23 protein-coding genes are annotated in these 22,810 nt (G+C 51.6%); 11 read left to right on the forward strand and 12 right to left on the reverse strand.

Annotated features, from left to right (window positions below):
* Positions 1–27 precede the first annotated feature (27 nt).
* The 3 genes from AAIE03_RS20930 to AAIE03_RS20940 all read left to right on the forward strand — a co-directional run bounded on the left by AAIE03_RS20930 (position 28) and on the right by AAIE03_RS20940 (position 1,842).
* Entirely contained in the window at positions 28–588 is a 561-nt protein-coding gene (locus AAIE03_RS20930; RefSeq protein ID WP_013027794.1) for a non-canonical purine NTP pyrophosphatase, read from the forward strand.
* Positions 585–1,379 carry an SIR2 family protein gene (locus AAIE03_RS20935; RefSeq protein ID WP_013027795.1) on the forward strand — a complete coding sequence of 265 codons (795 nt, stop codon included), beginning with the start codon at positions 585–587 and terminating at the stop codon, positions 1,377–1,379. The genes AAIE03_RS20930 and AAIE03_RS20935 overlap by 4 nt, the downstream gene beginning before the upstream one ends.
* 136 nt (positions 1,380–1,515) lie before the next feature.
* On the forward strand, positions 1,516–1,842 hold the full coding sequence (locus tag AAIE03_RS20940; RefSeq protein ID WP_014333057.1) for a YebG family protein: 327 nt from the start codon (positions 1,516–1,518) through the stop codon (positions 1,840–1,842).
* A 333-nt stretch (positions 1,843–2,175) separates the two neighbouring features.
* On the opposite strand, the gene AAIE03_RS20945 is transcribed toward AAIE03_RS20940, so the two are convergent.
* A complete protein-coding gene (locus AAIE03_RS20945; protein WP_019105854.1) occupies positions 2,176–2,514 on the reverse strand; it encodes a cupin domain-containing protein in 339 nt (112 codons plus the stop codon).
* Positions 2,515–2,673: 159 nt separating this feature from the next.
* On the opposite strand from AAIE03_RS20945, the gene AAIE03_RS20950 reads away from it, so the two are divergent.
* Entirely contained in the window at positions 2,674–4,605 is a 1,932-nt protein-coding gene (locus tag AAIE03_RS20950; RefSeq protein ID WP_072138391.1) for a methyl-accepting chemotaxis protein, read from the forward strand.
* Between the two features lie 55 nt (positions 4,606–4,660).
* Here the strand turns inward: AAIE03_RS20950 and AAIE03_RS20955 are convergent, their stop codons facing one another.
* Positions 4,661–5,935: a Glu/Leu/Phe/Val family dehydrogenase gene (locus AAIE03_RS20955; protein ID WP_013027799.1), complete on the reverse strand. Its 1,275-nt coding sequence runs from the start codon at positions 5,933–5,935 to the stop codon at positions 4,661–4,663.
* A 530-nt stretch (positions 5,936–6,465) separates the two neighbouring features.
* Positions 6,466–7,359 (reverse strand): LysR family transcriptional regulator, encoded by an 894-nt coding sequence (locus AAIE03_RS20960; RefSeq protein ID WP_024471476.1) that lies wholly within the window; start codon positions 7,357–7,359, stop codon positions 6,466–6,468.
* Positions 7,360–7,463: 104 nt separating this feature from the next.
* On the opposite strand from AAIE03_RS20960, the gene budA reads away from it, so the two are divergent.
* The 4 genes from budA to AAIE03_RS20980 all read left to right on the forward strand — a co-directional run bounded on the left by budA (position 7,464) and on the right by AAIE03_RS20980 (position 11,401).
* Positions 7,464–8,246 carry an acetolactate decarboxylase gene (budA, locus tag AAIE03_RS20965; protein ID WP_013027801.1) on the forward strand — a complete coding sequence of 261 codons (783 nt, stop codon included), beginning with the start codon at positions 7,464–7,466 and terminating at the stop codon, positions 8,244–8,246.
* 16 nt (positions 8,247–8,262) lie between these two features.
* The gene (alsS, locus tag AAIE03_RS20970) at positions 8,263–9,942 is read left to right on the forward strand and encodes an acetolactate synthase AlsS (RefSeq protein ID WP_014604595.1); all 1,680 of its coding nucleotides are present in this window, start codon (positions 8,263–8,265) and stop codon (positions 9,940–9,942) included.
* 24 nt (positions 9,943–9,966) lie between these two features.
* Positions 9,967–10,740, forward strand: a complete 774-nt coding sequence (locus AAIE03_RS20975; RefSeq protein WP_014604596.1) for a (S)-acetoin forming diacetyl reductase — start codon at positions 9,967–9,969, stop codon at positions 10,738–10,740.
* 223 nt (positions 10,741–10,963) lie between these two features.
* The gene (locus AAIE03_RS20980) at positions 10,964–11,401 is read left to right on the forward strand and encodes a hypothetical protein (RefSeq protein WP_019105848.1); all 438 of its coding nucleotides are present in this window, start codon (positions 10,964–10,966) and stop codon (positions 11,399–11,401) included.
* A 233-nt stretch (positions 11,402–11,634) separates the two neighbouring features.
* Here AAIE03_RS20980 and AAIE03_RS20985 read toward each other — a convergent pair whose 3' ends face one another.
* Together AAIE03_RS20985 and AAIE03_RS20990 are read right to left on the reverse strand one after the other, a co-directional pair.
* Entirely contained in the window at positions 11,635–12,108 is a 474-nt protein-coding gene (locus AAIE03_RS20985; protein ID WP_014333065.1) for a nuclear transport factor 2 family protein, read from the reverse strand.
* Positions 12,109–12,189: 81 nt separating this feature from the next.
* Positions 12,190–12,624 (reverse strand): 6,7-dimethyl-8-ribityllumazine synthase, encoded by a 435-nt coding sequence (locus AAIE03_RS20990; protein ID WP_013027806.1) that lies wholly within the window; start codon positions 12,622–12,624, stop codon positions 12,190–12,192.
* 435 nt (positions 12,625–13,059) lie between these two features.
* On the opposite strand from AAIE03_RS20990, the gene AAIE03_RS20995 reads away from it, so the two are divergent.
* The gene (locus tag AAIE03_RS20995) at positions 13,060–13,767 is read left to right on the forward strand and encodes a phage antirepressor KilAC domain-containing protein (RefSeq protein ID WP_014333068.1); all 708 of its coding nucleotides are present in this window, start codon (positions 13,060–13,062) and stop codon (positions 13,765–13,767) included.
* Between the two features lie 56 nt (positions 13,768–13,823).
* Here the strand turns inward: AAIE03_RS20995 and AAIE03_RS21000 are convergent, their stop codons facing one another.
* On the reverse strand, positions 13,824–14,621 hold the full coding sequence (locus tag AAIE03_RS21000; RefSeq protein ID WP_014333069.1) for a MetQ/NlpA family ABC transporter substrate-binding protein: 798 nt from the start codon (positions 14,619–14,621) through the stop codon (positions 13,824–13,826).
* A gap of 248 nt (positions 14,622–14,869) precedes the next feature.
* Between AAIE03_RS21000 and AAIE03_RS21005 the strand changes: the two genes are divergently transcribed.
* On the forward strand, positions 14,870–15,271 hold the full coding sequence (locus AAIE03_RS21005; protein ID WP_014598172.1) for a cupin domain-containing protein: 402 nt from the start codon (positions 14,870–14,872) through the stop codon (positions 15,269–15,271).
* Positions 15,272–15,456: 185 nt separating this feature from the next.
* Here the strand turns inward: AAIE03_RS21005 and AAIE03_RS21010 are convergent, their stop codons facing one another.
* The 6 genes from AAIE03_RS21010 to AAIE03_RS21035 all read right to left on the reverse strand — a co-directional run bounded on the left by AAIE03_RS21010 (position 15,457) and on the right by AAIE03_RS21035 (position 21,320).
* A complete protein-coding gene (locus AAIE03_RS21010; protein ID WP_072139138.1) occupies positions 15,457–16,137 on the reverse strand; it encodes an SDR family NAD(P)-dependent oxidoreductase in 681 nt (226 codons plus the stop codon).
* A 1-nt stretch (position 16,138) separates the two neighbouring features.
* Positions 16,139–16,609 (reverse strand): NanQ anomerase/TabA/YiaL family protein, encoded by a 471-nt coding sequence (locus tag AAIE03_RS21015; RefSeq protein ID WP_013027811.1) that lies wholly within the window; start codon positions 16,607–16,609, stop codon positions 16,139–16,141.
* A gap of 4 nt (positions 16,610–16,613) precedes the next feature.
* On the reverse strand, positions 16,614–17,771 hold the full coding sequence (locus AAIE03_RS21020) for a sialidase family protein (RefSeq protein ID WP_014598171.1): 1,158 nt from the start codon (positions 17,769–17,771) through the stop codon (positions 16,614–16,616).
* A gap of 1 nt (position 17,772) precedes the next feature.
* On the reverse strand, positions 17,773–19,194 hold the full coding sequence (locus tag AAIE03_RS21025) for a sodium:solute symporter family protein (protein WP_013027813.1): 1,422 nt from the start codon (positions 19,192–19,194) through the stop codon (positions 17,773–17,775).
* A gap of 76 nt (positions 19,195–19,270) precedes the next feature.
* A complete protein-coding gene (locus AAIE03_RS21030; protein ID WP_013027814.1) occupies positions 19,271–20,155 on the reverse strand; it encodes a dihydrodipicolinate synthase family protein in 885 nt (294 codons plus the stop codon).
* 19 nt (positions 20,156–20,174) lie between these two features.
* The gene (locus tag AAIE03_RS21035; protein WP_013027815.1) at positions 20,175–21,320 is read right to left on the reverse strand and encodes an iron-containing alcohol dehydrogenase; all 1,146 of its coding nucleotides are present in this window, start codon (positions 21,318–21,320) and stop codon (positions 20,175–20,177) included.
* A 465-nt stretch (positions 21,321–21,785) separates the two neighbouring features.
* Between AAIE03_RS21035 and AAIE03_RS21040 the strand changes: the two genes are divergently transcribed.
* On the forward strand, positions 21,786–22,772 hold the full coding sequence (locus AAIE03_RS21040) for a D-threonate 4-phosphate dehydrogenase (protein ID WP_014333076.1): 987 nt from the start codon (positions 21,786–21,788) through the stop codon (positions 22,770–22,772).
* Positions 22,773–22,810 lie beyond the last annotated feature (38 nt).

Here is a 22,810-nt window from a genome sequence, read left to right on the forward strand (position 1 = left end):
AGGCAAACTAATTCACCTGGAAGAAGTATGAAAATCAGATTCCTTTCGGCTAATGAGCAAAAACTGGCGGAGGTGCGTGAAATCCTGGAGCCAGTGGGCGTCGAAGTCTTGCCGATCGCTCGTCGTATTGAAGAAATTCAAACAGAGAATGAGCTGGATTTGGTGCGGGACAAACTCACAAAAGCCTTCTCAATTATTGGGCGTCCTCTCTTCGTTGAGCATACCGGACTTTATCTCGATGGGCTGAATGGCCTGCCTGCGGGGCTGACGCGCATATTCTGGAACCGGCTGGATGCCGATCGTTTTGCCTCCCTCGTTAATGGCCTCGATAGCCAGGGTGTCACGGCCAAAACCGTACTGGGCTATTGTGACGGGCGCAAAATGTATCAGTTTTACGGCGAATTACGTGGCACTATTGCCTCAAAACCGGCGGGCCCGCGTGGTTTTCAGTGGGACTGCGTGTTTATTCCTGAAGGCTACGATCAAACCTTCGCTGAGATGGGCGACAAGAAAAATGAAATCTCAAACCGTCGCATTGCACTGGACCGCTTCGCGTCCTTCTTAAAAACAGCACGAGGCGTGGCATGAAACCTGAACTGAAGCGGGCTTATGACTCCGGTAAGCTGATACTCTTTGCCGGTGCAGGCCTGTCCCGCAATCTTGGCCTGCCAGAATGGCATGAGCTCATTGCCCATCTGGCCAACGAGCTGGGGTACGATCCCAAAATTTTTAATACCTATGGTACGCACCTTTCCCTGGCCGAATACTATAAGCAAAAAAAAGGATCGCTAGGGCCGTTGAGAAGCTGGATGGATCGCGAATGGCATCGGCCGGATATTGATGTTCGTAGCTCTGAAATTCACACCATGATCACGCAGGGCAACTTTTCGCGTATCTATACCACCAATTATGACCGCTGGCTGGAAGCGGCACATGAGGCGCACGGTGTGCCTTACTCAAAAGTCGCGAATGCGGCCGATCTGGTGTCATTAACTGAAGACAAGCGCCACATCATTAAACTGCACGGCGACTTTGATGATGATACCTCCATCGTTTTAGATGAAAGCAGTTACTTTGAGCGCCTCTATTTTGATTCGCCGCTGGATATCAAACTGACCCATGATGTCATGGGGAATTCGGTGTTGTTCGTGGGCTACAGCATCAGTGACTTTAATATTCGTCTGCTGTTTTATCGCCTGACCAAAATGTGGGGGCGCACGGGCCTGGCCACTGCGCGCCCCAAGTCGTACCTTTTCACTAACCGCAATAACCCGGTGGCAAAAGAAGTGCTGGGTCAGTGGGGCATTGAAATGATCGTCTCTGAAGAAGACGATCCTCGAAAAGCCCTGGCCGATTTTATGCAAGCGCTTCTGGCGTGATGCGCGGGGCGGGGCTGACCACGTCGTTGTAAAATCTGAACCGCATTTCAGGTTTATCGGGCGTGGTGATTCTTCTCTGGAAAATGCGGATTACTGTGGTATGCTGTATAAATACACAGTACCTGAGGGCAAAACTATGGCTGTTGAGACAAAATTTGTAGTGGTCAGAAAAGGTGAAGAGAAGATGACATTTGCCAACAAAAAAGAGGCTGATGCCTACGACAAAATGCTGGATATGGCGGAAGCGTTCACCGACTGGTTGCTGACTCATCAGGCGGAGATGGATGAATCTCAGGCTGAAACACTCGGCCTGTTGCTGGCAGAACAAAAAGACGCCGTGCAGCACATTCTTCGCACCAGTAAATTGCCTCAGTCAACCTCAGGCGGTAGCGCCCCTGAAGCGACGGATGCTGATCATGCGCCGCAAAGTGACAAGAAAGTCCGCGCCGTCAAAGCCGCCTGACTGGGTTATGCCGGAAGCCTGCTTCCGGCATAACCACTCTCGTTTCCTGTCTTTTATCCGTCAATGACCGACTCAGCGTGGGTCTTTTGATCCTTCTCAGCGAATCAAATGCGTCACGGCAAAAGCATAGTGATGAAGGTATCTGGCCATGCACGTCATGCAAAGTACATAACCATGAAACCAGCCTGATTTGTTTAGCATGAATGGGTTCCCGGTTCAGTTATGCCTGGTTAGAAGAGGGCACAGACTGCCATTTAATCCCCGTCTATGTATTGTTTCATATCAATACTATTCAGATCAGTAACGGATTCCTGCGTATTATTATGGCCATGTTCAGGTCAGATCGGTCCGATCGCCTCGGGTCGTCGGATGGGAAATAACTAAAAAAGTGACACTGTCATTTCCGTCGTTACGTGCCTGATGTTTCGCACCCGGTGAGATCTCAATGCCTTGCTGCGCCTGAAGGAGATGCACGATGCCCTCAATTTCCATCGTCAGCTCTCCCTCTAAAACAAAAAAGAACTGGCGAGACTGAACGTGAAAGTGTCGGGTTTCAGCAGTCGCAGGCGGCATATGTTCATGAATAATGCTTAAATCCTGGCGTTTCAGCAGATGCCAACCATCACAGTTATTTCCCCAAACATAATGTTCTGCGTTGTCTTTCGAAATCATAAATCCTCTTTTTGCCCGCAACGGATAATGTGAGCCGATTCTGGCTTTGACTCATCTTATTAAAGTTAAATTCTGGCGCGCCGATAGTTATTCCAGGGACATGAAAGAGTGTATCTGACAGGGTGGTCAATTTAGCCGGTGTATTCCAGGGGAATCAATATGACCACTCAACCCATTAAAAAAACCATGAGTACCCGCACGCAGATGCTTCTTGCGGGCGGCCTGACGATTACGCTTGGGTTTACCGTGACGATTGGTGTTCTGAGCTGGCAGTCGGCAAAAGAACAAAAAACGCTGGCCGAACATTATCTGCAGCAGATCGCTCAAAGTCGCGGGCTGCAAATTCAACAAGAGCTGAGTTATGCCCTTAATATGGCGCACAGCTTAGGCCAAAGTCTGATTGCTCTGCCCAAAGCGGGCATTAACGATCGTAAAGTCGCTGACAGAATCATGGAATATTCACTCAGAGCCAATCCTGATTATCTCTCGATGTCTGTGATTTTTGAACCCAACGCGTTTGATGGTCGTGATGCTGAATTTGCAGGTCAGAGCGGACAGCCGCCACAGGGCCGTTATGCCTGGTTTGTTGACCGCGATCAGGCCGGTAATTACGCCATGCATCCGTTACTGTCCTTTTTAACGCCGGGTCAGGGTGATTATTATCTGGTTCCCCAGCAGACAAGAAAAGATACGCTGATTGAGCCCTACAGTTATGCCTACAATGGTATACCAACGTTATTGACCTCTGTAGCCTCACCCATTATCGATCAGGGTAAACTTTACGGCGTGGTGACTTCCGATATCTCCCTTGCCTCACTACAAAAGAAAGTTAACCAGATAAAACCCTGGCAGGACACCGGTTATGCCCTGTTGCTCTCTAACACAGGCAAAGTCGTTTCCTCGCCAGATAAAGATGAGGCGGGCAAAGCGTGGAAGGGGGAAAAAGACAATTTCACCCAGCAAATTGTGGAACATGACGACCCGGTGCTGGGCGAAAAAGCCATGTATACCTGGTATCCGGTCACGGTAGGCAATAGCGATAAGCCCTGGTACGTTGGAATTGTCGCACCGGTCAGCCAGGTGATGGCTGCGGCGAATCGCCAACTCTACTGGGCTATCGGACTGATGCTGGTAAGCATCCTGTTGGTCGGCGCGGTACTGGGGCTCTTGTTCAATCGCAAAGTCATGCGTCCGCTCGGCGGCGAGCCTGCAGAGGCAGCCAAAATAGCGCTGGCGGTTGCGGAAGGTAAGCTCAGTAACCGCTTTCACGTTGCACCGGGCGACAACAGCAGCCTGTTTTATGCGCTGCATACCATGCAAAGCCAGCTGCAATCTATTGTGGGCCAAATCAAAGATGCCAGCGCGTCGGTGCGAGAAGGGGCTAGCGAGATTGCCAGTGGTAACCTCGATCTGGCATCGCGTACCGAACAGCAGGCGGCTGCGCTGGAGGAGACTGCAGCCAGCATGGAGCAAATCAGCGCAACGGTTCGCCTGAATGCCGATAATGCTCAACAGGCCACGAATCTGACCGAAAATGCCACCTCAATCGCCAGCCGGGGCGAAGCGCTGGTTGGGCAGGTGGTGCAGACCATGTCACAGATTGATGACAGCTCGAAGAAAATTGGTGACATTACTACGATGATCAACAGCATCGCCTTCCAGACGAATATTCTGGCCCTTAACGCTGCGGTTGAGGCGGCGCGCGCTGGCGAGCAGGGACGAGGCTTTGCTGTCGTGGCCTCTGAGGTGCGTAATCTTGCGCAGCGAAGTGCGGGCGCGGTGAAAGATATCGCTGCCCTGATTGAAGAATCGAGCGTTCGGGTTCAAAGCGGCGTGAAACTGGTTAACGAAGCAGGCAAAACGATGCATGAGATGACGCAGGCCGTATCGTCAGTGCAGAGCATCATTGATGAAATCGTCTCTGCCTCTGATGAACAGGCGCGCGGTATCGGTCAGGTCACTGTCGCAGTTAACGAGATGGACGGTACGACACAACAAAACGCCGCACTGGTGCAGCAAATGTCGGCGGCCGCCAGCTCGCTGGAAGATCAGGCGCAGCAGTTGGCGCAAACGGTGGAGCAGTTCCGCTAACGCGCGGTAAACCGCTAAAACACAACCCGCACGGTGCGGGTTGTGTTTTCAGTCATTAACCCGGATAGATACCGCGATCTTTACGTGCCATCAGGATACGTTCGCAGGCCACGATATAGGCTGCGGTACGCAACGAGCACGCTTTCTCTTTGGCTTTTTCCCATACGTGAACCATGGCTTCCGTCATGATCTTGTCTGAGCGTTTATTAATTTCGTCTTCGCTCCAGAAGAAGCTGGCCATATCCTGCACCCATTCGAAGTAACTGACTGTCACACCTCCGGCGTTACAAATCACGTCGGGTACAACAATCACACCGCGGTTTGCCAGAACATCATCAGCATCCGGATAGGTCGGACCGTTAGCGCCTTCGAGCACCAGCTTACAGCTCAGGATCTCAGCACGCTCCCGCGTGATTTGTCCTTCCAGCGCGGCAGGGATCAGAATATCCATTTCCGTATGCCAGAAACGCTCTTTCTCGATGTTTTGTGCACCAGGGAAGCCTGCGATCTGCTTGTTTTCAGTCTGCCATTGTGTCAACGCATCCATATCCATGCCGTCAGCGTTGAACAGCGTTGCAGTGTGATCCTGAATCGCCACAACGCGCGCGCCCGCCTGACTAAACAATCGGGCGGCTTCACTGCCTACGTTACCAAATCCCTGTACGGCGACACGTGCGCCTTCAATCTGGATGCCGGCTCGGCCAGCAACCTCACGGCCAGTGACGAACACACCACGGCCGGTCGCTTTTTCACGGCCGAGGGAGCCGCCAAGGTGAATAGGTTTACCTGTCACCACACCAGTCACTGTGGTGCCCAGATTCATGGAGTAGGTATCCATCATCCAGGCCATCACTTTGCCATTGGTGCCGACATCGGGGGCCGGGATATCTTTTTGCGGTCCAATGATGATACCGATCTCGCTGGTATAGCGGCGCGTCAGACGTTCGAGTTCGCCTTCAGACAGTTTAAAAGGATCGACCCGAATCCCACCTTTTGCCCCGCCGTAGGGCAGATTGACAGCGGCACACTTGATGGTCATCCAGGCTGAAAGGGCCATGACCTCATTTAAATCGACATCGGGATGATAGCGAATCCCGCCTTTACCCGGACCGCGTGAAAGGTTGTGCTGAACACGATAACCCTCAAAATGACGAATGGAGCCGTCATCCATTTGCAGAGGAATATCAACAATTAATGCACGCTTAGGATGACGTAAAGTATCAATCCAGCGCGTAAGGTCGCCCAGGTAAGGCGCAACGCGATCGATTTGTTGTAGGTAGGTGGACCAGGCTGAAGTACTACTGTCAGACGCGTAAGATAACTTATCCATACAAAACCTTTCTTATCGAAGTTATTTATTGTGTTGAGCCGTGGAATGACGCGCGCTTAAGCGCGCCGACATAATTTATCATTACCAGAGAAAATATGATGTCGACCAGGCGGTCATTATCCCCATGCTATTTCGATTAACGGTGAATAAGAGTGAATAATATTTCGACTTATCGGCCCCGGATGCGGCTGTTTCGTGCATAAATAAGGCATTGTTAGTGCATAAACCTAAAATTTTATGATTTATCAGTTCTTTGAAGGGAGTCAAAAAGTTAATGAATTGTTTCAAAGGATATTGACTTTGTTGCGCCGCCAGGGTGCATAAATATAAGTAATGCGAAGGTTACTTTCACTTATGCGAAGAGGCTAACGGACAATATCTCACGCTTTTATCACCGACGGCAGAGCAGAAAATAAGACGTGCCAGCAACATGCGTTTATTAAAACGGGATGGAACTCAACCGCCAAATTTTTAACCTGAATAAGGAAGACGGCCGTGAGCGGATGAAAAAGGCTGCGAACAGTAGTGCATCAGTTTACGCTCTGACCTTCTGAAATCAGCGACAACAGATGGTTAACCGCTTTAGACGCATTATTCCGCCGCCAGGCAAAAGCCACATCGGTAAAAAGCGTATTGTTGGCGATTTCCCGGAAGCAAATCTGCGGATTCTGCACGCACACCATCGATTCCGGTATAAGGGCTATACCGCAACCTGCGCCGACCATACCAAGAGAAGAACTGATTTGCGGAGCCTGCTGAAAAGACGATGAGGAGAAACCCGCGCGCAAACAGGCACTGACAATAAGCTCATACAGGCTGGGTGAAACGTCTCGCGGAAAAATAATTAAGGTCTCCTGCATCAGTTCGCTCAGCGCGATGCTGGGTTTTTGTTGCAGAGGATGCGCAGCAGGCAAAGCCAGCAGCATCCGTTCGGTAGAAATGACGCGCAAATTAAACGATTTGCTGCTTTCGCAGGGAAGACGAAGAAATGCCGCGTCCAGCAATCCCTCCTGGAGATCCTGAATAAGCAATGACATGTTCTCTTCCCGCGTCATCAGTTCCAGGGCGGGATAGCGATCTTTAAATCGCCGAATAATCTCAAAGACGTTGGGATCAAATGCCACCGAACTGGCAAAGCCCAGCGACATTTTGCCCGAGATCCCCCGGGCAACGCCTTTCGCCTTTTCCAGCGCATGATCGGCGAGTTGAATGATTTCAATCGCATCCGCCAGAAATGTTTTTCCTGCATCCGTCAGTTCCACACCGCGCGTCAGTCGTTTTAACAGCGGCGTACCGATTTCATGCTCCAGTCGCTGAATTTGCTGACTGAGTGGCGGCTGCGAAATGCCAAGCAGTTCGGCCGCTCGGGTAAAGTGCTGCGTTTGAGCGACAGCAACGAAATAACGTAGATGGCGCAGTTCCATATTAAAAACGTCTCAAAGTTTACAGGTTTTGCTATTGGATTCTGTCCGCAAACAGGGTCACCATTATGTTAACACGGCTTAACAGTTAACCTACGAGGCATCCGATGAGCAATTTTGTAACTGATTGTTCCTGTGAGGATCAACTAAAAGATACCGTCCAAAAGCTGCGAAAAAACATGCCAGAAAGTGTTATGTATCAAACCTCTTTGATGAGTGCGCTGCTGAGTGGTGTTTATGACGGTGAAACCAGGATTGCTGACTTACTGCGCAAAGGTGACTTTGGTCTGGGAACCTTCAATCAGCTGGATGGTGAACTCATTGCGTTCGACAGCAATGTGTATCAGCTGCGCGCCGATGGCAGTGCCCGGCCTGCTGATCCTGACCAGAAAACGCCATTTGCGGTAATGACCTTTTTTCAACCCCAGCATAAACACGTTTTTGAACGCGCGGTTCAGCGCGATGCGCTGCATCAGCTTATCGACAGCGAAATCACCTCCGACAACCAGTTTTGTGCACTGCGTGTAAGCGGACATTTTTCATCCGTCCAGACGCGTACCGTTCCGTGCCAGTGCCGGCCTTACCGATCGATGCCTGAAGTTCTGGGAAACCAGCCCATATTTGAATTCACGCACCGCCATGGCGAGCTTATTGGCTTCCGCACGCCGCAGTACATGCAGGGTATCAACGTCGCGGGATATCACGAACATTTCATCACAGACGACAGAACCGGCGGTGGGCATATCCTGGATTATGTGCTGGAGCAGGGCACGCTGACTTTTGGTGCCATCAGCAAGCTGGTGATCGATTTACCAGAAAACGCCGACTTTCTTAATGCCAACCTGACGCCGGAAAACCTGGATGATGCCATCCGTTCTGTCGAAAGCTAATCACGAGGCCTGAAATATGAAAACTCTCTCTGATACGACACTCTGGCACTGCGGTGCAGACCTGGTTGTCGCGCAACTTGAAGCGCAAGGCGTCAGCCATGTGTTTGGCATCCCTGGCGCAAAAATTGATAAGGTATTTGATTCCCTACTCGATTCTTCCATTCAGACGATCCCCGTGCGGCATGAGGCGAATGCCGCCTTTATGGCCGCGGCAGTAGGCCGTCTGACGGGTAACGCTGGCGTGGCGCTGGTCACATCCGGCCCGGGCTGCTCAAACCTGGTGACCGGTATGGCTACCGCAACCAGTGAGGGCGACCCGGTGGTGGCTATTGGGGGCGCGGTCAAACGCTCCGACAGCGCCAAGCAGGTTCACCAGAGTCTTGATACCGTATCCATGTTCCGCCCGGTGACAAAATATGCGGTTGAAGTCACCGACTCGTCGGCACTGGCGGAATGTGTATCAAACGCGTTTCGTCACGCTGAACACGGTCGCGGCGGCGGTGCGTTTGTCAGCCTGCCACAGGATATCGTTGATCAGCCGGTCACGGGTAAGGTGCTGAGCCATCACGGCCGCATCACGCTGGGTGCGGCACCGGATGTGATGATTGATGCGGTCAGCCGTGAGATCGCCCACGCAAAAAATCCCGTGATCTTGCTGGGCCTGATGGCAAGCCAGCCTGAGAATAGCGAAGCCATTCACGATCTGTTAAACCGCAGCCATATCCCGGTAACCAGCACGTATCAGGCTGCGGGTGCCGTTCGCCAGGAGCACTTTTCCCGTTTTGCCGGTCGCGTTGGACTTTTCAACAATCAGGCAGGCGACAAGCTGCTGCAACAGGCCGACCTGATTATTACCATCGGCTACAGCCCGGTTGAGTATGAACCTGCCATGTGGAACAGCGGGAATGCCACCTTAATCCACATTGACGTTGTGCCAGCGGAAACGGACAACCGCTATTTGCCAGATGCGGAGCTGGTCGGCAACATCGCCGCCACGCTGCGTAAACTGGCACAAAAGGTCAGCCAGCCGTTACAGCTCAGCAAGGAGGCTGCCAGTATCCTTGAGGACCGTCAGCAGCAGCGGCAGTTACTTGCATTACAGGGCGCGAGCCTGAATCAGTTTGCTCTTCATCCGCTGCGCATCGTGCGTGCGATGCAGGACATTATCAACAGCGACGTCAGCCTCACCGTCGATATGGGCAGCTTCCATATCTGGATTGCCCGCTATCTCTACAGCTTCCGCGCGCGCCAAATCATGATTTCTAACGGGCAGCAAACCATGGGCGTGGCCTTGCCCTGGGCGATTGGTGCCTGGCTGGTCGATCCACAGCGTAAAGTCGTCTCGGTTTCAGGAGATGGCGGCTTCCTGCAGTCAAGCATGGAGCTGGAAACCGCCGTCAGGCTCAACGCCAACATTTTACACATTGTCTGGGTCGATAATGCTTACAACATGGTGGCGATGCAGGAAGAGAAAAAATATCAGCGTGTTTCAGGCGTGAACTTTGGGCCCATTGATTTTAAAGCCTATGCGGAAGCATTCGGTGCGGCGGGATTCGCGGTGAACAGTGCCTCCGAACTGGAACCCACGCTGCGCAAAGCGATGGATGTTCAGGGGCCTGCTGTTGTGGCAGTGCCAGTGGATTACGCCGATAACCACTTGCTGATGGGGCAGCTTCATCTCAGCCAGTTACTTTAATTTCAACGGAATAAGGAAACGATGATGAAAATGCGGGTTGCGCTTGTGACAGGTGCGGGTCAGGGCATTGGTGAGGCGATAGCCTTACGTCTGGCAAAAGACGGATTTGCCGTGGCCGTGGCTGATTACAATATTGAAACCGCGTCGCAGGTTGCGGAAAAGATCAAGAAAGATGGCGGCCGTGCGCTGGCCATCAAGGTGGATGTAACAAAACGGGATCAGGTATTTCATGCCGTTGAAGAAGCGCGCAGCGTATTGGGTGATTTTAACGTCATTGTGAATAACGCAGGTGTCGCGCCCTCAACGCCCATTGATGAAATCACCGAAGAGGTCATCAACAAGGTTTACGACGTTAATGTCAAAGGCGTGATCTGGGGCATGCAGGCCGCGATAAAAGCGTTCGCGTCTGAAGGTCATGGCGGAAAAATTATTAACGCCTGTTCTCAGGCCGGGCATGTCGGCAATCCCGAGCTGGCAGTTTACAGCTCAAGCAAGTTTGCTGTTCGGGGCCTGACACAAACTGCCGCACGGGATCTGGCACCGGCGGGGATCACCGTAAATGGCTTTTGTCCTGGTATTGTTAAAACACCGATGTGGGCGGAGATTGACAGGCAGATTTCCGAAGCGGCAGGCAAACCCGTGGGTTATGGTACTCAGGAGTTTGCGAAAAGAATCACGCTTGGTCGGTTATCAGAACCCGAAGATGTCGCAGCCTGTGTCGCCTTTCTTGCCGGCCCGGATTCTGATTACATCACCGGACAGTCGTTACTGGTAGACGGTGGCATGGTGTTTAGCTAACCGGAAAAATGTCTGGCGCTACGGCGCCAGACTGCCCGGTATTCTGTCACCTCGCATGAGGTAGGCTGAGATCCTGCATGACGTTCTGTGAAAAAATAACGCCGCTTACTTTTTCCCTCATTTCCTGACAATTTTAAGAGCATACCGAGCGTTTCCGGGCTTCCATCGTTCAGTGAAACGGCTAAAATAATGCGTTCATTTGCCAGGGAGTAAGACAGCTATAATGCGTTATCGTAATCTTTTTACCGCACTTGCGGTCGCCACGACATTAGCCGGGTGCGCCCGGCATCCCGCCGCCAATCCCCCCGCTGCGGCAGCGGATGATTTTACGACCGGACAGACCCAGATCGATGTTTCACACGTGATTACGCGTGCGGATGACGGTTCACATATTTATCTGACGGTAGATGGTAAAGATGCAGGCGAACTGCCCAATGGTGAAAGCAAAATCCTTCGTGTTCCCGCGGGTAAACATGAAGTCGGCGGTTACGTGCGCACGTTGTTTGGCCTGGGGCGGGTAACTATTGATCCCCTTGAAGTGACAACGTCACCTGAAGACGTTAAAAAAGTGGCTTATACCGTGACTCGTAATAAGGCGACCTTTGTTGAACAACCTAAACAGAGCGAACCCCAGCCGGCACAGACGCAGGAACAGGGCTAATCTGTCCTGCTAACGCCAGGTCGTGAATTTCACTGCCTGGCGATCGTTCAGATAGCGTTACGACGGCAGCAGGTTATCTCTCTGCTGACGTCGACCTGCCGTGTAGTGCCCGTGACCTCAGTGCTTTATGGCGTTAATCTCGCCCTTGACGACAGCCGTTGTGCTTTTGATGACACATGACACATGAGGCACGATGGCAATTTGGATCACCCATAGCGCCTGTTAATGAATGCCTATAGCCCCAGTTCACTGAGAGAGGGATGATCGTCCGGTCGGCGGCCCTGAGGCCAGTGAAACAGTCGCTGACTGTCGGTAATGGCCACGTCGTTAATGCTGGCATGGCGTTTCACCATGTAGCCATTCTCATCAAATTCCCAGTTCTCATTGCCGTAGGAACGGAACCAGTTTGCCTGGCTGTCATGCCACTCATAGGCAAAGCGCACGGCGATACGATTTGAATGAAAACTCCACAACTCTTTGATCAACCGATACTCTGCTTCCCTTTGCCATTTGTCTCGTAAAAACGCCACAATTTCGGCCCGGCCCGTAATAAACCTATCGCGATTTCGCCATGCGCTGTCGGGAGAATAGGCCAGAGAAACACGTTCGGGATCCCGGCTGTTCCAGGCATCCTCTGCCAGGCGCACTTTCTTTATCGCATCCTGTACATCGTTAAACGGGGGTAAAGGCTGACGTGGTGATTCCATAAGGTCTCCTGAAACGCTGGCAGACTCAGCGGCACTTGAGCATTGGAGTGCCGGCTGATGACATTCATAAACGGGCAGGTTTTAGAGCGAAATGGCGTGAACCTGACAAACGGCGCGAGCCGCTTCTTTACCTTTTTTCACAAAATGCTCGGTATAAAAACGCACGAATTCGTCGGCAGGCTGAAAATTATGCGGTGTCAGTGAAACAGAAAACACGGGAACATTGGTAGCCAGCTGAGCCTGCATGAGTCCACTGACCACGGCCTGGGCCACGAAGTCGTGGCGGTAAATGCCACCATCAACGACCAGGGCCGCACAAACAATGGCGTCAAACTGACCTGTCTGCGCCAGGCGCTGCGCCAGTAAAGGCATCTCAAAGGCACCAGGCACGTCCCAGGTTTTAATTTCGTAAGGCGTGCCGCTGTTTTCCATTTCCTGATTAAAGCCAGCCAGGGTTTGAGAAACAATGTCGCTGTGCCAGTTTGCCTTGATAAAGGCGACTCTTAACGGTTGCATAACTTACTCCAGTAAACGTGACATCCGGTGCACGTGAAATCGCAAAACGATCGCATTCTTCCGAATCAAAAATAAAGCTGTCTGATGAGCAGCACAGTAAATTCGCTCAGCACTTCTTGAATCACCTGGCTACCTGAGCGCCGGAGCCGGATGACGTCTCTTGCTTATGGCCGACATTATAAACTGATGTCAATAATCCGTGCTTATCTTTAATCCGCTTTTACCGCCATCCACCGTTACGGACGGCACCGATCTTGCGCGGATCATCCGCCAGAGCGCTGTCGTGTTTTATCCGTCTGGCCAATGCTCGCTTTTTGCGTAACGCTTTCCATTAATGTATCAGCTTAAAAATAGTACTGGATATTTAAACAGGTAATTGTATAATTATTCCACTGCCCGTTGGGTGTTGTCTGGAATGATTAGGGGGTAAAGCCCATGATGATATCGACAGAAATCTTCAAAGCAACGGATCATGCCATTACGATGACAAGCCGTGAAATTGCCCAAATGACCGGCAATACGCACGGCGAAGTTAAACGCTTAATTAAAAGTCTTGAAACGGCGCAGCGCCTTTCTCAGCCGCTTTCAGTCAATCTCTATGAGCGCGAAGGCCAGACGCGTGAGGAGTTCTGCCTGAATAAACGCGACTCTCTGCTGGCTGTCGCCCGACTTTCGCCGGGTTTTACGGCCGATGCGCTCGATCGCTGGCAGGCCCTTGAAGAGCGTGTTCATCTGCCTGATTTTACGAACCCTGCTGAAGCCGCTCGTGCCTGGGCTGAACAGTTCGAACAGCGACGCGCAGCAGAGAAACAACTGGCCGAATCGGCACCAAAAGCCGCTTTTTTTGACCACTTTGTCAACGTTGAAACGTCTCTGGGTTTCCGTCAGTTGTGCAAAATGCTGAAAGCCAAAGAGCCAGATTTTCGCCAGTTCCTGCTGGAGCGCAATATTATGTTCCGTGACAAGGGAGCCTTAAGGCCCCAGCATTACCATCTGCAGGCGGGTTACTTTACACTGCATTCAGGTACGGCGGACAATCAGCATGCTTTCTCGCAGGCTCGCTTTACCGCCAATGGTGTCAGATGGATTGCCAGCCTGTGGGCCGGACATCTGTCTGCTCAACTCAAAGGTGCGGCGGCTTAGCCTCACTTCTAGCGTGGAACAGGCCGCTGACGATGCGGCCTGTTTCAGCCAGCCTTTTACCAGCCTTTGATCGCATCACCTTTGTAAACTTCTTCTGCTTTGGCCGCGACTTCCGGAGACTGTAACGCAGACTTCAGCTTTTGGATTTTATCGCTGTCTTTGTTGTCCTGACGTGATACCAACGCATTGACGTAAGGCGATGAGGCGCTTTCCATAAACAACCCATCGCGACGCGCCGACAGGCCAGCCTGGGCAGAGAAGTTGGTATTTATGATTGAAAGCGTAACATTTGGATCGTCAAGTGTACGGGTTAACTGCGGCGTATCCACCTCAACCAGCTTCAGATGCTTAGGGTTTTCGGTGATATCCAGCGAGGTCGGCAAATAGCCCACGCCGTCTTTGAGCTTAATTAAGCCCTGAGCCTGCAACAGTAACAGACTGCGGCCCAGCGTTGTGGCCTCATTAGAAAGGGTAATCGTATCGCCATCTTTGAGTTCGCTGATGTTTTTAATCTTGTGAGAATAGGCAGCGATAGGGAAAACAAAGGTTTTACCGACAACGGCAAATTTGTAGCCACGCTCTTTAGACTGTTCTTCCAAATAGGGGAGGCTCTGAAAGGCATTGGCATCAACTTCTTTATTGTTCAGCGCTTCGTTTGGCAGCACGTAATCGTTGAAGTTAAGCACTTCAACATCCAGCTGATACTTGTCTTTGGCAATTTTCTGAACTTCCTGCCAGATAGCTTCGTCGGGACCGGTGTTGATCGCCACTTTAACTTTATGATCGTTATCAGGTGAGCAGGCGGACAACAGTAATACGGAACTGGCGATTAGCGCCGTAAATAAACCTTTCATTAGTAGCGATTCCCATCAGTAAAAGATGTCAAAAGCCTAATACAATTTATCCGCCTTGCGTACTGACGCGGCGATATAAGATATAACCATTACTGCATGATTTGTCTAAAAATTCACCGCATGGTCATCAGGCGCTATCCTGGCGTTTTTAACCGCTGGCAGGGTAATTGACGTCGTCGAACACGATCATAGGCTACGTTTAAACACGTTATTCATTTCAGTATTGCCGACGCGAGTCAGGAGAAACCATGTCAGGGAATCATTCAGATAAATCATCAGAGAAAAAAATCGTTGCCGTACAGGTGTTAAAAAGTAGTGAAGCATGGAACGGTCAACACATTGACGCTTATCCGCAGGGTGAACCCGAACTGACCGTGATGCGCCTGACCATTCCGGCTAATTCTTCGTTACCCTGGCATACGCATCCCATGCCGAATGCGTGTTTTATCCTGTCAGGTACGCTTGTAGTTGAGGATAAAGAAACGGGTGAGCAGCAAACCTTTCAGGCTGGCGAAGCGTTAAATGAAACGGTGAACAGCGCACATCGCGGCTTTACGCTGAACACGCCTGCCGAGTTGGTGATTACCTATGCGGGGGTGAAAGGGATGGAGCTGACCGACCCGCTTCCCGGCGAACCTGAGGAGTTCTAGCGTGAGAATGCCTACCGGTACAGTTTCGGGTTAAACACTCGCTGGAGCCAGTCCTTTGCAGATCGCGTGAACGGGGCAGAAAACCTGATTCAGGGTGCGCATTTGGCATCTGGAATACTGTGTAGGGTCATGGCGCAAAAAAAACCAGCCGGTGAAGGCTGGTTTACGTTTGTATGCAACTCTCATTACGCTTTCAGCGAGGCGCCGCCGCAGATAACCAGTTCCTGGCCCGTAATGGCTGCGGCGGGTTCGCTGAGTAGATAACCCACTAGCGAGGCGACTTCTTCTGGTTGAATGAGCCGGCCAATCGGCGGAACCATAGGGGCCGACGACGTACGTTCAGGTCGGGTGAGCATGGGGGTTTCGGTCGCACCAGGCGCAACAACGTTAACAGTGATGTTACGCGGTGCCAGCTCCATTCCCCACGAGCGAACCATGCCAACCAGCGCCGCTTTGGTTGCAGCGTACTGCGAGCGGTTGGCGGCACCTCGCGACGTGCGGCTACCTATAATGACAATCCTACTGCCAGGCTGCATCATCGGCACAAAGTGGTTCACCAGGACTTCCGCCGCCTGAACGTGCAACGACCACAGGCGCGCGCCGGCAGCGCTATCAAGTTCGCCTAACGGGGCGGCCACCATCATCCCTGCTGCATGTATCAACGCATCCGGGGTACCGAGTGTGCTGATAACCGACTTAAGCTGTTCCGCATCCGTTAAATCCACGGCAACCCAGTTAAGGTTCGGTGAGGCCATCTCTCCCTGGGTTCTGCTAAGTCCCGTCACTTTCCAGCCGTTATTCAGCAGATGATGGGTGATGGCCTGGCCGATACCGGAACTGTATCCCGTGACGATAGCGTGACGCATCTCAGTCTCCTAACATAGATTTTGGCACTTTAAACACCGCTTTGCGGACCGTCATCGGTTCGTTGACCGCGCACAGCGCCTGATGAGGCTCACCGGGCAGAAATACCGCAAAGTCCCCTTTGCGTAGCGTTATGCTCACGGGCCATTCGCGGGGGCGGGTGATGAACAGATCGGGTTTCTTCTCTTCATCATCCGTCTTCGCGACGGACTGCGTACCGGCGTTGATAATCTCTTCGCCTTCCAGCATCACCTGAATATCCGCCCAAAGATGGTGATATTCGGTGTGCCGTAACGCGGCATCTTCGGTAGTGGCCTGCTGAATATTACAAAACCACGCAACATTTTCTGGCTGCCATTTACCGATATCTTTTGCTGCCAGTGCCTCAAACGTGCATGAGGGTAAACGGAGCAGGGCCAGTAAGGGTTCAGGTAATCCTGCCAGGGCCAGGTTGTTCAGGTTTCCAACAATCATCAGATTACTCCTTCACCCACTCAGGCGTGACGCGCGCGTATTTAATTGCCTGACGAAAATAGGTATAAGCGATATGCAAAGTCCCCCCAGCATCCTGCTTGATGCTGGGATAGGAAAATTCACGGTTGCGTTTTTCCTGAGAGTTATTGGTCATACAGTATCCATCGCCTTCATCGAGGTTTTTCTGCCATGGCCAGGTCTTGCCCCCATCCGCTGAAATAGCCACGGTCATGGGCGCGCGCGGTGCCCCCCAGAATGCGGTACGGCCTGTCGTTTCCGGCTCTTTTCTGCCATCACCGTCATCGATCTCATCATATAGAGAGGCACGACGTTCTGTGGCCCCGGCCGCACTCATATTGTTAAATACCAGCGCCAGCTCGCCGCTGTGCAGCGTCGTCACCTGAATAGAAGAGTTGTTGTTAGGTAAAACAGTGGCCTCGGGCGATGACCAGGTTTCTCCGCCATCGGTGGAGCGGCTCAGATAGATATGATCCGCCCAGCGGCTGCGGTAAAGGGCAACCAGCGAACCATCCTGCAAGGCGGTGATATTCATGTGTACACACCCCAGGCTGTCTGGCACGACCACATCTCGCCAGCTTTTGCCCTGATCAGACGAAATTTTCACCGCGCTGATATCATCATTACCTACCCATTTTTCACCTGGCTGGGTACGGCAGTAGAACACGGGCAGTAACCAGTTACCGTTATCCAGAACGGTAATGGGCTGACGGATAAAGGTGCCTGGCTTATCTAACAGCGTATCGATCGGGCCCCAGGTTTGGCCAAGATCGCTGGACTGGCGGTATCGGACAATCGCCGTATCCTGATTGCCGGAGATCTGCGCCGTCCACAATAGCCAGAGAACATTATTGGGCGCGAGAAACAGCACAGGGTTTTGCTCAGACCGCGTGGGATCGTCAGACAGTTTGACGGCTTCGCTCCAGGTGTCAGCGCCTGCCGGCAAGCGAGAGCACCAGACGGAGATATCGGCAATCCCTTCCTGTGTTCCGCCAAACCAGACGCAGAGCAGGGAACCATCCTGCAGTGGCAAAATATTGGCGGCGTGGTTTTGCGGGCATGACGAAGGCAACATTGCCGTCATTACTCGACCATCTTTTTCCCATGGCTTCAGATGGCCATCACGAATTACGGTTACGGTCATTTTATTCTCCTTTGCTTGCTGCATTTTTTGCCTCTTCAGCGGCCTGGGTCCGGGCTTTACTTGGGATCATATGGTCAATAGCCATAATCAATGCCGGTGTCAGTAGCGCGATATACATGTTGTTGATACCAAAAGGATCGCCTAACAGATACCAGATGGAGGTCACCACACAGGCGCCCACTAGGCCCGCATTTGCCCCACGCGTACTTCTGTAGAACGGCGCGTAGAAGGCAATCACCGCAACAACGGTAATAGACAGACGAATAGCACGTGTAAAGAAAGAGAGTTTTAAGACTTCAGGCACGAACAGAACAAAAATCAACGGCAGGAAACCAATCAACAGTGATAACCAGCGCGTTGTTTTAAATTCCTGATCGGGCGTCGGTTTGAAATAAGGCACATAGAAATCTTTCACCACCAGTGAGGCGATCGCCAGAGCGACGGTACTGACGCTGACAAAGATGGAGGCCACCAGCGAGGTCGTTACCAGACCCGCCAGCCAGGGGTTCATGTCCTGCAAAAACACCGGCATGGCGTACAGGCTGTTAATCTCTGGATGCAGGTACTTTGCGGCCACACCGATCACTGCAATCGCCAGTGCAATCGGCATACAGAACAGGAAAGCAATCCACGTGGAGCGCTGTGCAGATTTCACGTCTTTAGTTGAGGAGATAGCCTGAATAACAAACTGTGTGCAGAAAATCGAACCAATAGTACCGATGAGCCAGGCAACGATGGTTGATACGCCGATATTACCATCCCAGGTCCAGTAATAGGCGGGCATTTCGTCGATCATAGGTTTGAAGCCGCCCGTTTGCGACAGTGCAAACCACAAAATAGCCAGAATACCAAAATACTTCAGCGCGCTGTGCAGCATGGTGACCCAGGCAATTCCCTTTAAACCACCAAACGCAAAGTAGAAGGTACTGACGATAGCGGTGATAAACGCAGCAATGGGCAGGGTAACGTGTAAGACCGTCGCGATAGCTGCGGCACCACTCACATAATTACCCACGTTTACCAGCAGCAGGGCATAAATCATAATCAGTGAAATGATATTCTTGGTACTGCTACCGTATTTTTCAGCGATGGCGCCCGAAATGGTAATTTTGCCGGTGTTATAAATACGTTTAACCAGAATCATACCAAATAACGGAAAACCGATTGCCGCACCAATAACAGACCATGACGCGGCAATACCGCCTTCAAAAGCGGCCTGCGCGGTGCCGATGGTCGACTTTGCCCCTATATATTCTGACATCAGCAGAATACCAACAATAAAGGCGGGCATGGCGCGTGAGCCTTCCATAAAATCGCCAGAGTTTTTACTGCGTAAGCGAAACGTTAGCCAGGTGGTAAATAAAATATAAGCCACCACGATGCCAATAATTATCAGGGTGTCCTGAGCGTTGAAAGTTTTCATTATAGCCTCAGATATAACAAGATAAATTCGGGGAGCACAGCGACTCCCTGTCTTTACGTTTTATTACTTCTTATTATCATTTCAGGTACAGGTTGATGATTCTGCGGATTTCATCTTCCTGTGCGGTATCAAAGTGAACGGCATAACGGCTTTCGCCCACGTTATAACCTAAAATCTGCAACGCTTTTTTAACTGCTGCGGGTGAAAATGCCACTTTATAAAGGTCTGTGCGTAAGCCCGTGACCTGCTCTTGCGCCAGCCGCGATCCTTCACGATCTCCGGCATGGAAGCGAGACCAGATAGCATTGATTTGACGCGGCGCGACGTTAGCCAGGCCTGAAATACAGGCTGAGCATCCCTCGACATAGCCCTGGTGAATCAGTGAGTCCGGACCGTTCAGAACATCGAAGTCTTTACTGTCCTTAACGGCATCCAGATAACCTTTCAGGCTTTCATAGCTTCCGGCGCTGTCTTTCACGCCAATAATATTCGGGTGTTCAGCAAGTGTGCGGGCCGTTTGTGGCTCGATCGTATTACCCGTCCTGGCCGGAATGTTATATAAAAACACCGGAACGGAAAGGGCATCCGCAATGGCCGTGTAATGATGAATGAGTTCGCGCTGATTAAGCGGCACAAAATAAGGCGTAATCACCGAAACTGCGTCCACGCCCAGTTTTTCGATTTGTTTGCCCAGCCGAATGGTTTCGCGGGTGGAAATCTCACCAATATGCGCCACAACGTTTCCGCGCCCCGATACTTCATTAACACAGGTTTCAGTAACAGTGAGTTTCTCTTTCTCATTAAGAACAAAAAACTCACCGTTAGTGCCGCCACAGAAAATACCGTTGCCCGCATTAAGTTGGCGAATAACCTGACGCTTAAGTTCATCAAGGTTAAGTCCGCCTTCTTTATCAAAAGGGGTAACAATAGCTGTTAACACACCTTCAATTTTCTTACGCATTACCCACTCCTTTTTTAAATTAAATCCTGGGGAAAAGTGTCCGGTAAATTGCAGCCACATCCTGATGGCTGACTACGCAAGGCGAATTGTTCATCAATCGCTTCACGTTCAGAGCCGCTTCACTGAGGGAATCGATATCATCGGATGGCACACCCAGGGCTTCCAGGTTATCAGGCAGGTTGAGGCGTTTGACTAATTTGGCCAGATAGTCAACCAGCGCATGTGATTTCTCTTCCTGACTCAGCGTGGTATCGGCTTCCGGGATCAGATCCCAGACGTTGGCAAATTTCTCCACCGCAAAGGGCCGCACTACTTTCATGCAGGGCGCCAGCAGAATGGCGTTAGCGACACCGTGAGGCAGATGCCAGGTACCGCCTAAGGGATAGGACAGGGCATGAACAAGATGGGTACCGGCATGGGCAATGGCTGCACCGCCATAATAAGAGGCCCACAGCATTTCCAGCTTGGCTGTCAGGTTATGCGGTTCATTAACGGAGGTTTCCAGATGACGGAATAATTTATACAACCCCATGAGTGCAACATTGTCACCGACAGGATTCGAAATCGTCGCGGTGTAGCACTCAAGTAAATGGCACAGCGCATCAATTCCCGTTGAGGAGGCGATATGCGCGGGCATGCTGGTTGTCAGCTCAGGTATCAGGGCAACATAATCTGGCAGCATGACAGGCGAAATAATACCGACTTTGGTATTTTGCTCGGGAATGGCCAGAATGGCATTTGGGGTCGATTCCGATCCTGTGCCCGCGGTAGAAGGAATGAGCAGCGACGGCAAGCGCGCTTCAATTTTCTGACCGTCCAGCAGAGCCTTGAGCGAAGGACGGGACGCATGGCATAAAACCGAGAGGAGCTTCGCCACATCCAACACGCTTCCGCCACCAACACCCACGACCAAATCATAGGCCTTACCTGCCGTGCGCGTCAGCACTGTTTCAACGTCAGTATGCGTCGGCTCTGCCGGAACATCGTCAATGAGCTCTACCTGACGAGCATCCTGCCCCAGTAGTGTGAGGATCTGCGCTGTTGCCGGCAAATTCACAATGTTTTTATCTGTTAAAACCAGCAGTCGTTTTCTGCCCGCCACGACGGGCGCCAGTGCGTTTATCGCATGAGAACCGCTTAATATCGTGCTGTTAATTATGGCCACATTCTTCTCCCCGTTTATGACTGAAATTCATCATGCTGCTGTAGCGCAATCACTCAGCGACTAAATTTATAAATAAAATAGCGCTTTATTAAATTGATCTTGCTCACATATAATCGATTGTGATTGAATATAATCAAATGATCGAGCGGATGATTTGCACACCTGGTCGCTGTGTGTAAACGCGCCTTTAGCTGAAGCTGTCAGTGAGCAGCACGCGATTTGCTGCCTGGTGCGTGTTCCGTTGGTGATGCGCAGCGCACCGTCAAATGCGGTATTACTCAGGTGCGGAGATTGCGACGGCATCGTGCGCGACGGGATTCAGAATTGAGGGCCGGGCGGGTGATTGTGCGCCATACAGATACTTTCCCGGTCGCGGCCGGAGTCTGACTGTATTGATTAAAGTCGGTGTTTTCGGAGATGAAACCACCCTTTCAGAAATATTGAGCTTCGTTGAGGAGAAAACAGGTGACGAATACTGTTGCTATAACTATGGGAGATCCTGCCGGGATCGGTCCTGAAATCATTATTAAAGCGTTAGCCGAAGGTGCATTGAATGGTTCACCCGCGGTTGTTATCGGCTGCGCTGAGACTTTCCGCCGCATACTGGCCATGAACATCACACCTCAGGTTGAACTCCGGGTGATCGACCAGGTTTCTGAGGCACGGTTCACGCCCGGCATCCTTCATATTATTGATGAGAAGGTGGCGCATCCCGAAGCGTTGCAATGTGGTGTGGTTCAGCCAGAAGCCGGTGACGTGGCCTACCGTTGCATCAAGCGCGCGACAGAAATGGCGCTGCGTGGTGAGGTAAAGGCGATTGCGACTGCGCCGCTGAATAAAGAAGCGCTGCATCTGGCAGGGCATCACTATCCGGGCCATACCGAATTACTCGCGAAGCTAACGGACACCAAAGATTATTCGATGGTGCTCTACACCGATAAACTGAAAGTCATTCATGTCACCACACATATTTCCCTGCGCAAGTTTCTGGATACGCTGAGTCAGGCGCGGGTGGAAACGGTGGTGAGGATTGCCGATACCTTTTTACGCCGGGTCGGTTTCACCCAACCGCGTATTGCGGTGGCAGGAGTAAACCCACATGCGGGTGAAAATGGTCTGTTTGGCGATGAAGAGATCCGTATTCTGACGCCCGCTGTCGAAGCGATGAAAGCGCAGGGCATGGATGTGTACGGCCCCTGTCCACCGGACACCGTTTTCATGCAGTGTAACGAAGGCATGTACGACATTGTTGTCGCCATGTATCACGATCAGGGGCATATTCCGCTTAAGCTGCTTGGCTTTTACGACGGGGTGAACATCACGGCAGGATTGCCTTTCCTGCGTACTTCAGCCGATCACGGTACGGCATTTAACATCGCCTGGACAGGTAAGGCTAATCCGGAGAGTATGGCGATATCAATTGATATGGCCATGAAGATTACCCGGGAGTAATAATTTATCGAAAGCTAATGCTTTCTGGTCACTCAGGC

It is taken from the genome of Pantoea sp. Ae19-2 (assembly GCF_059801205.1).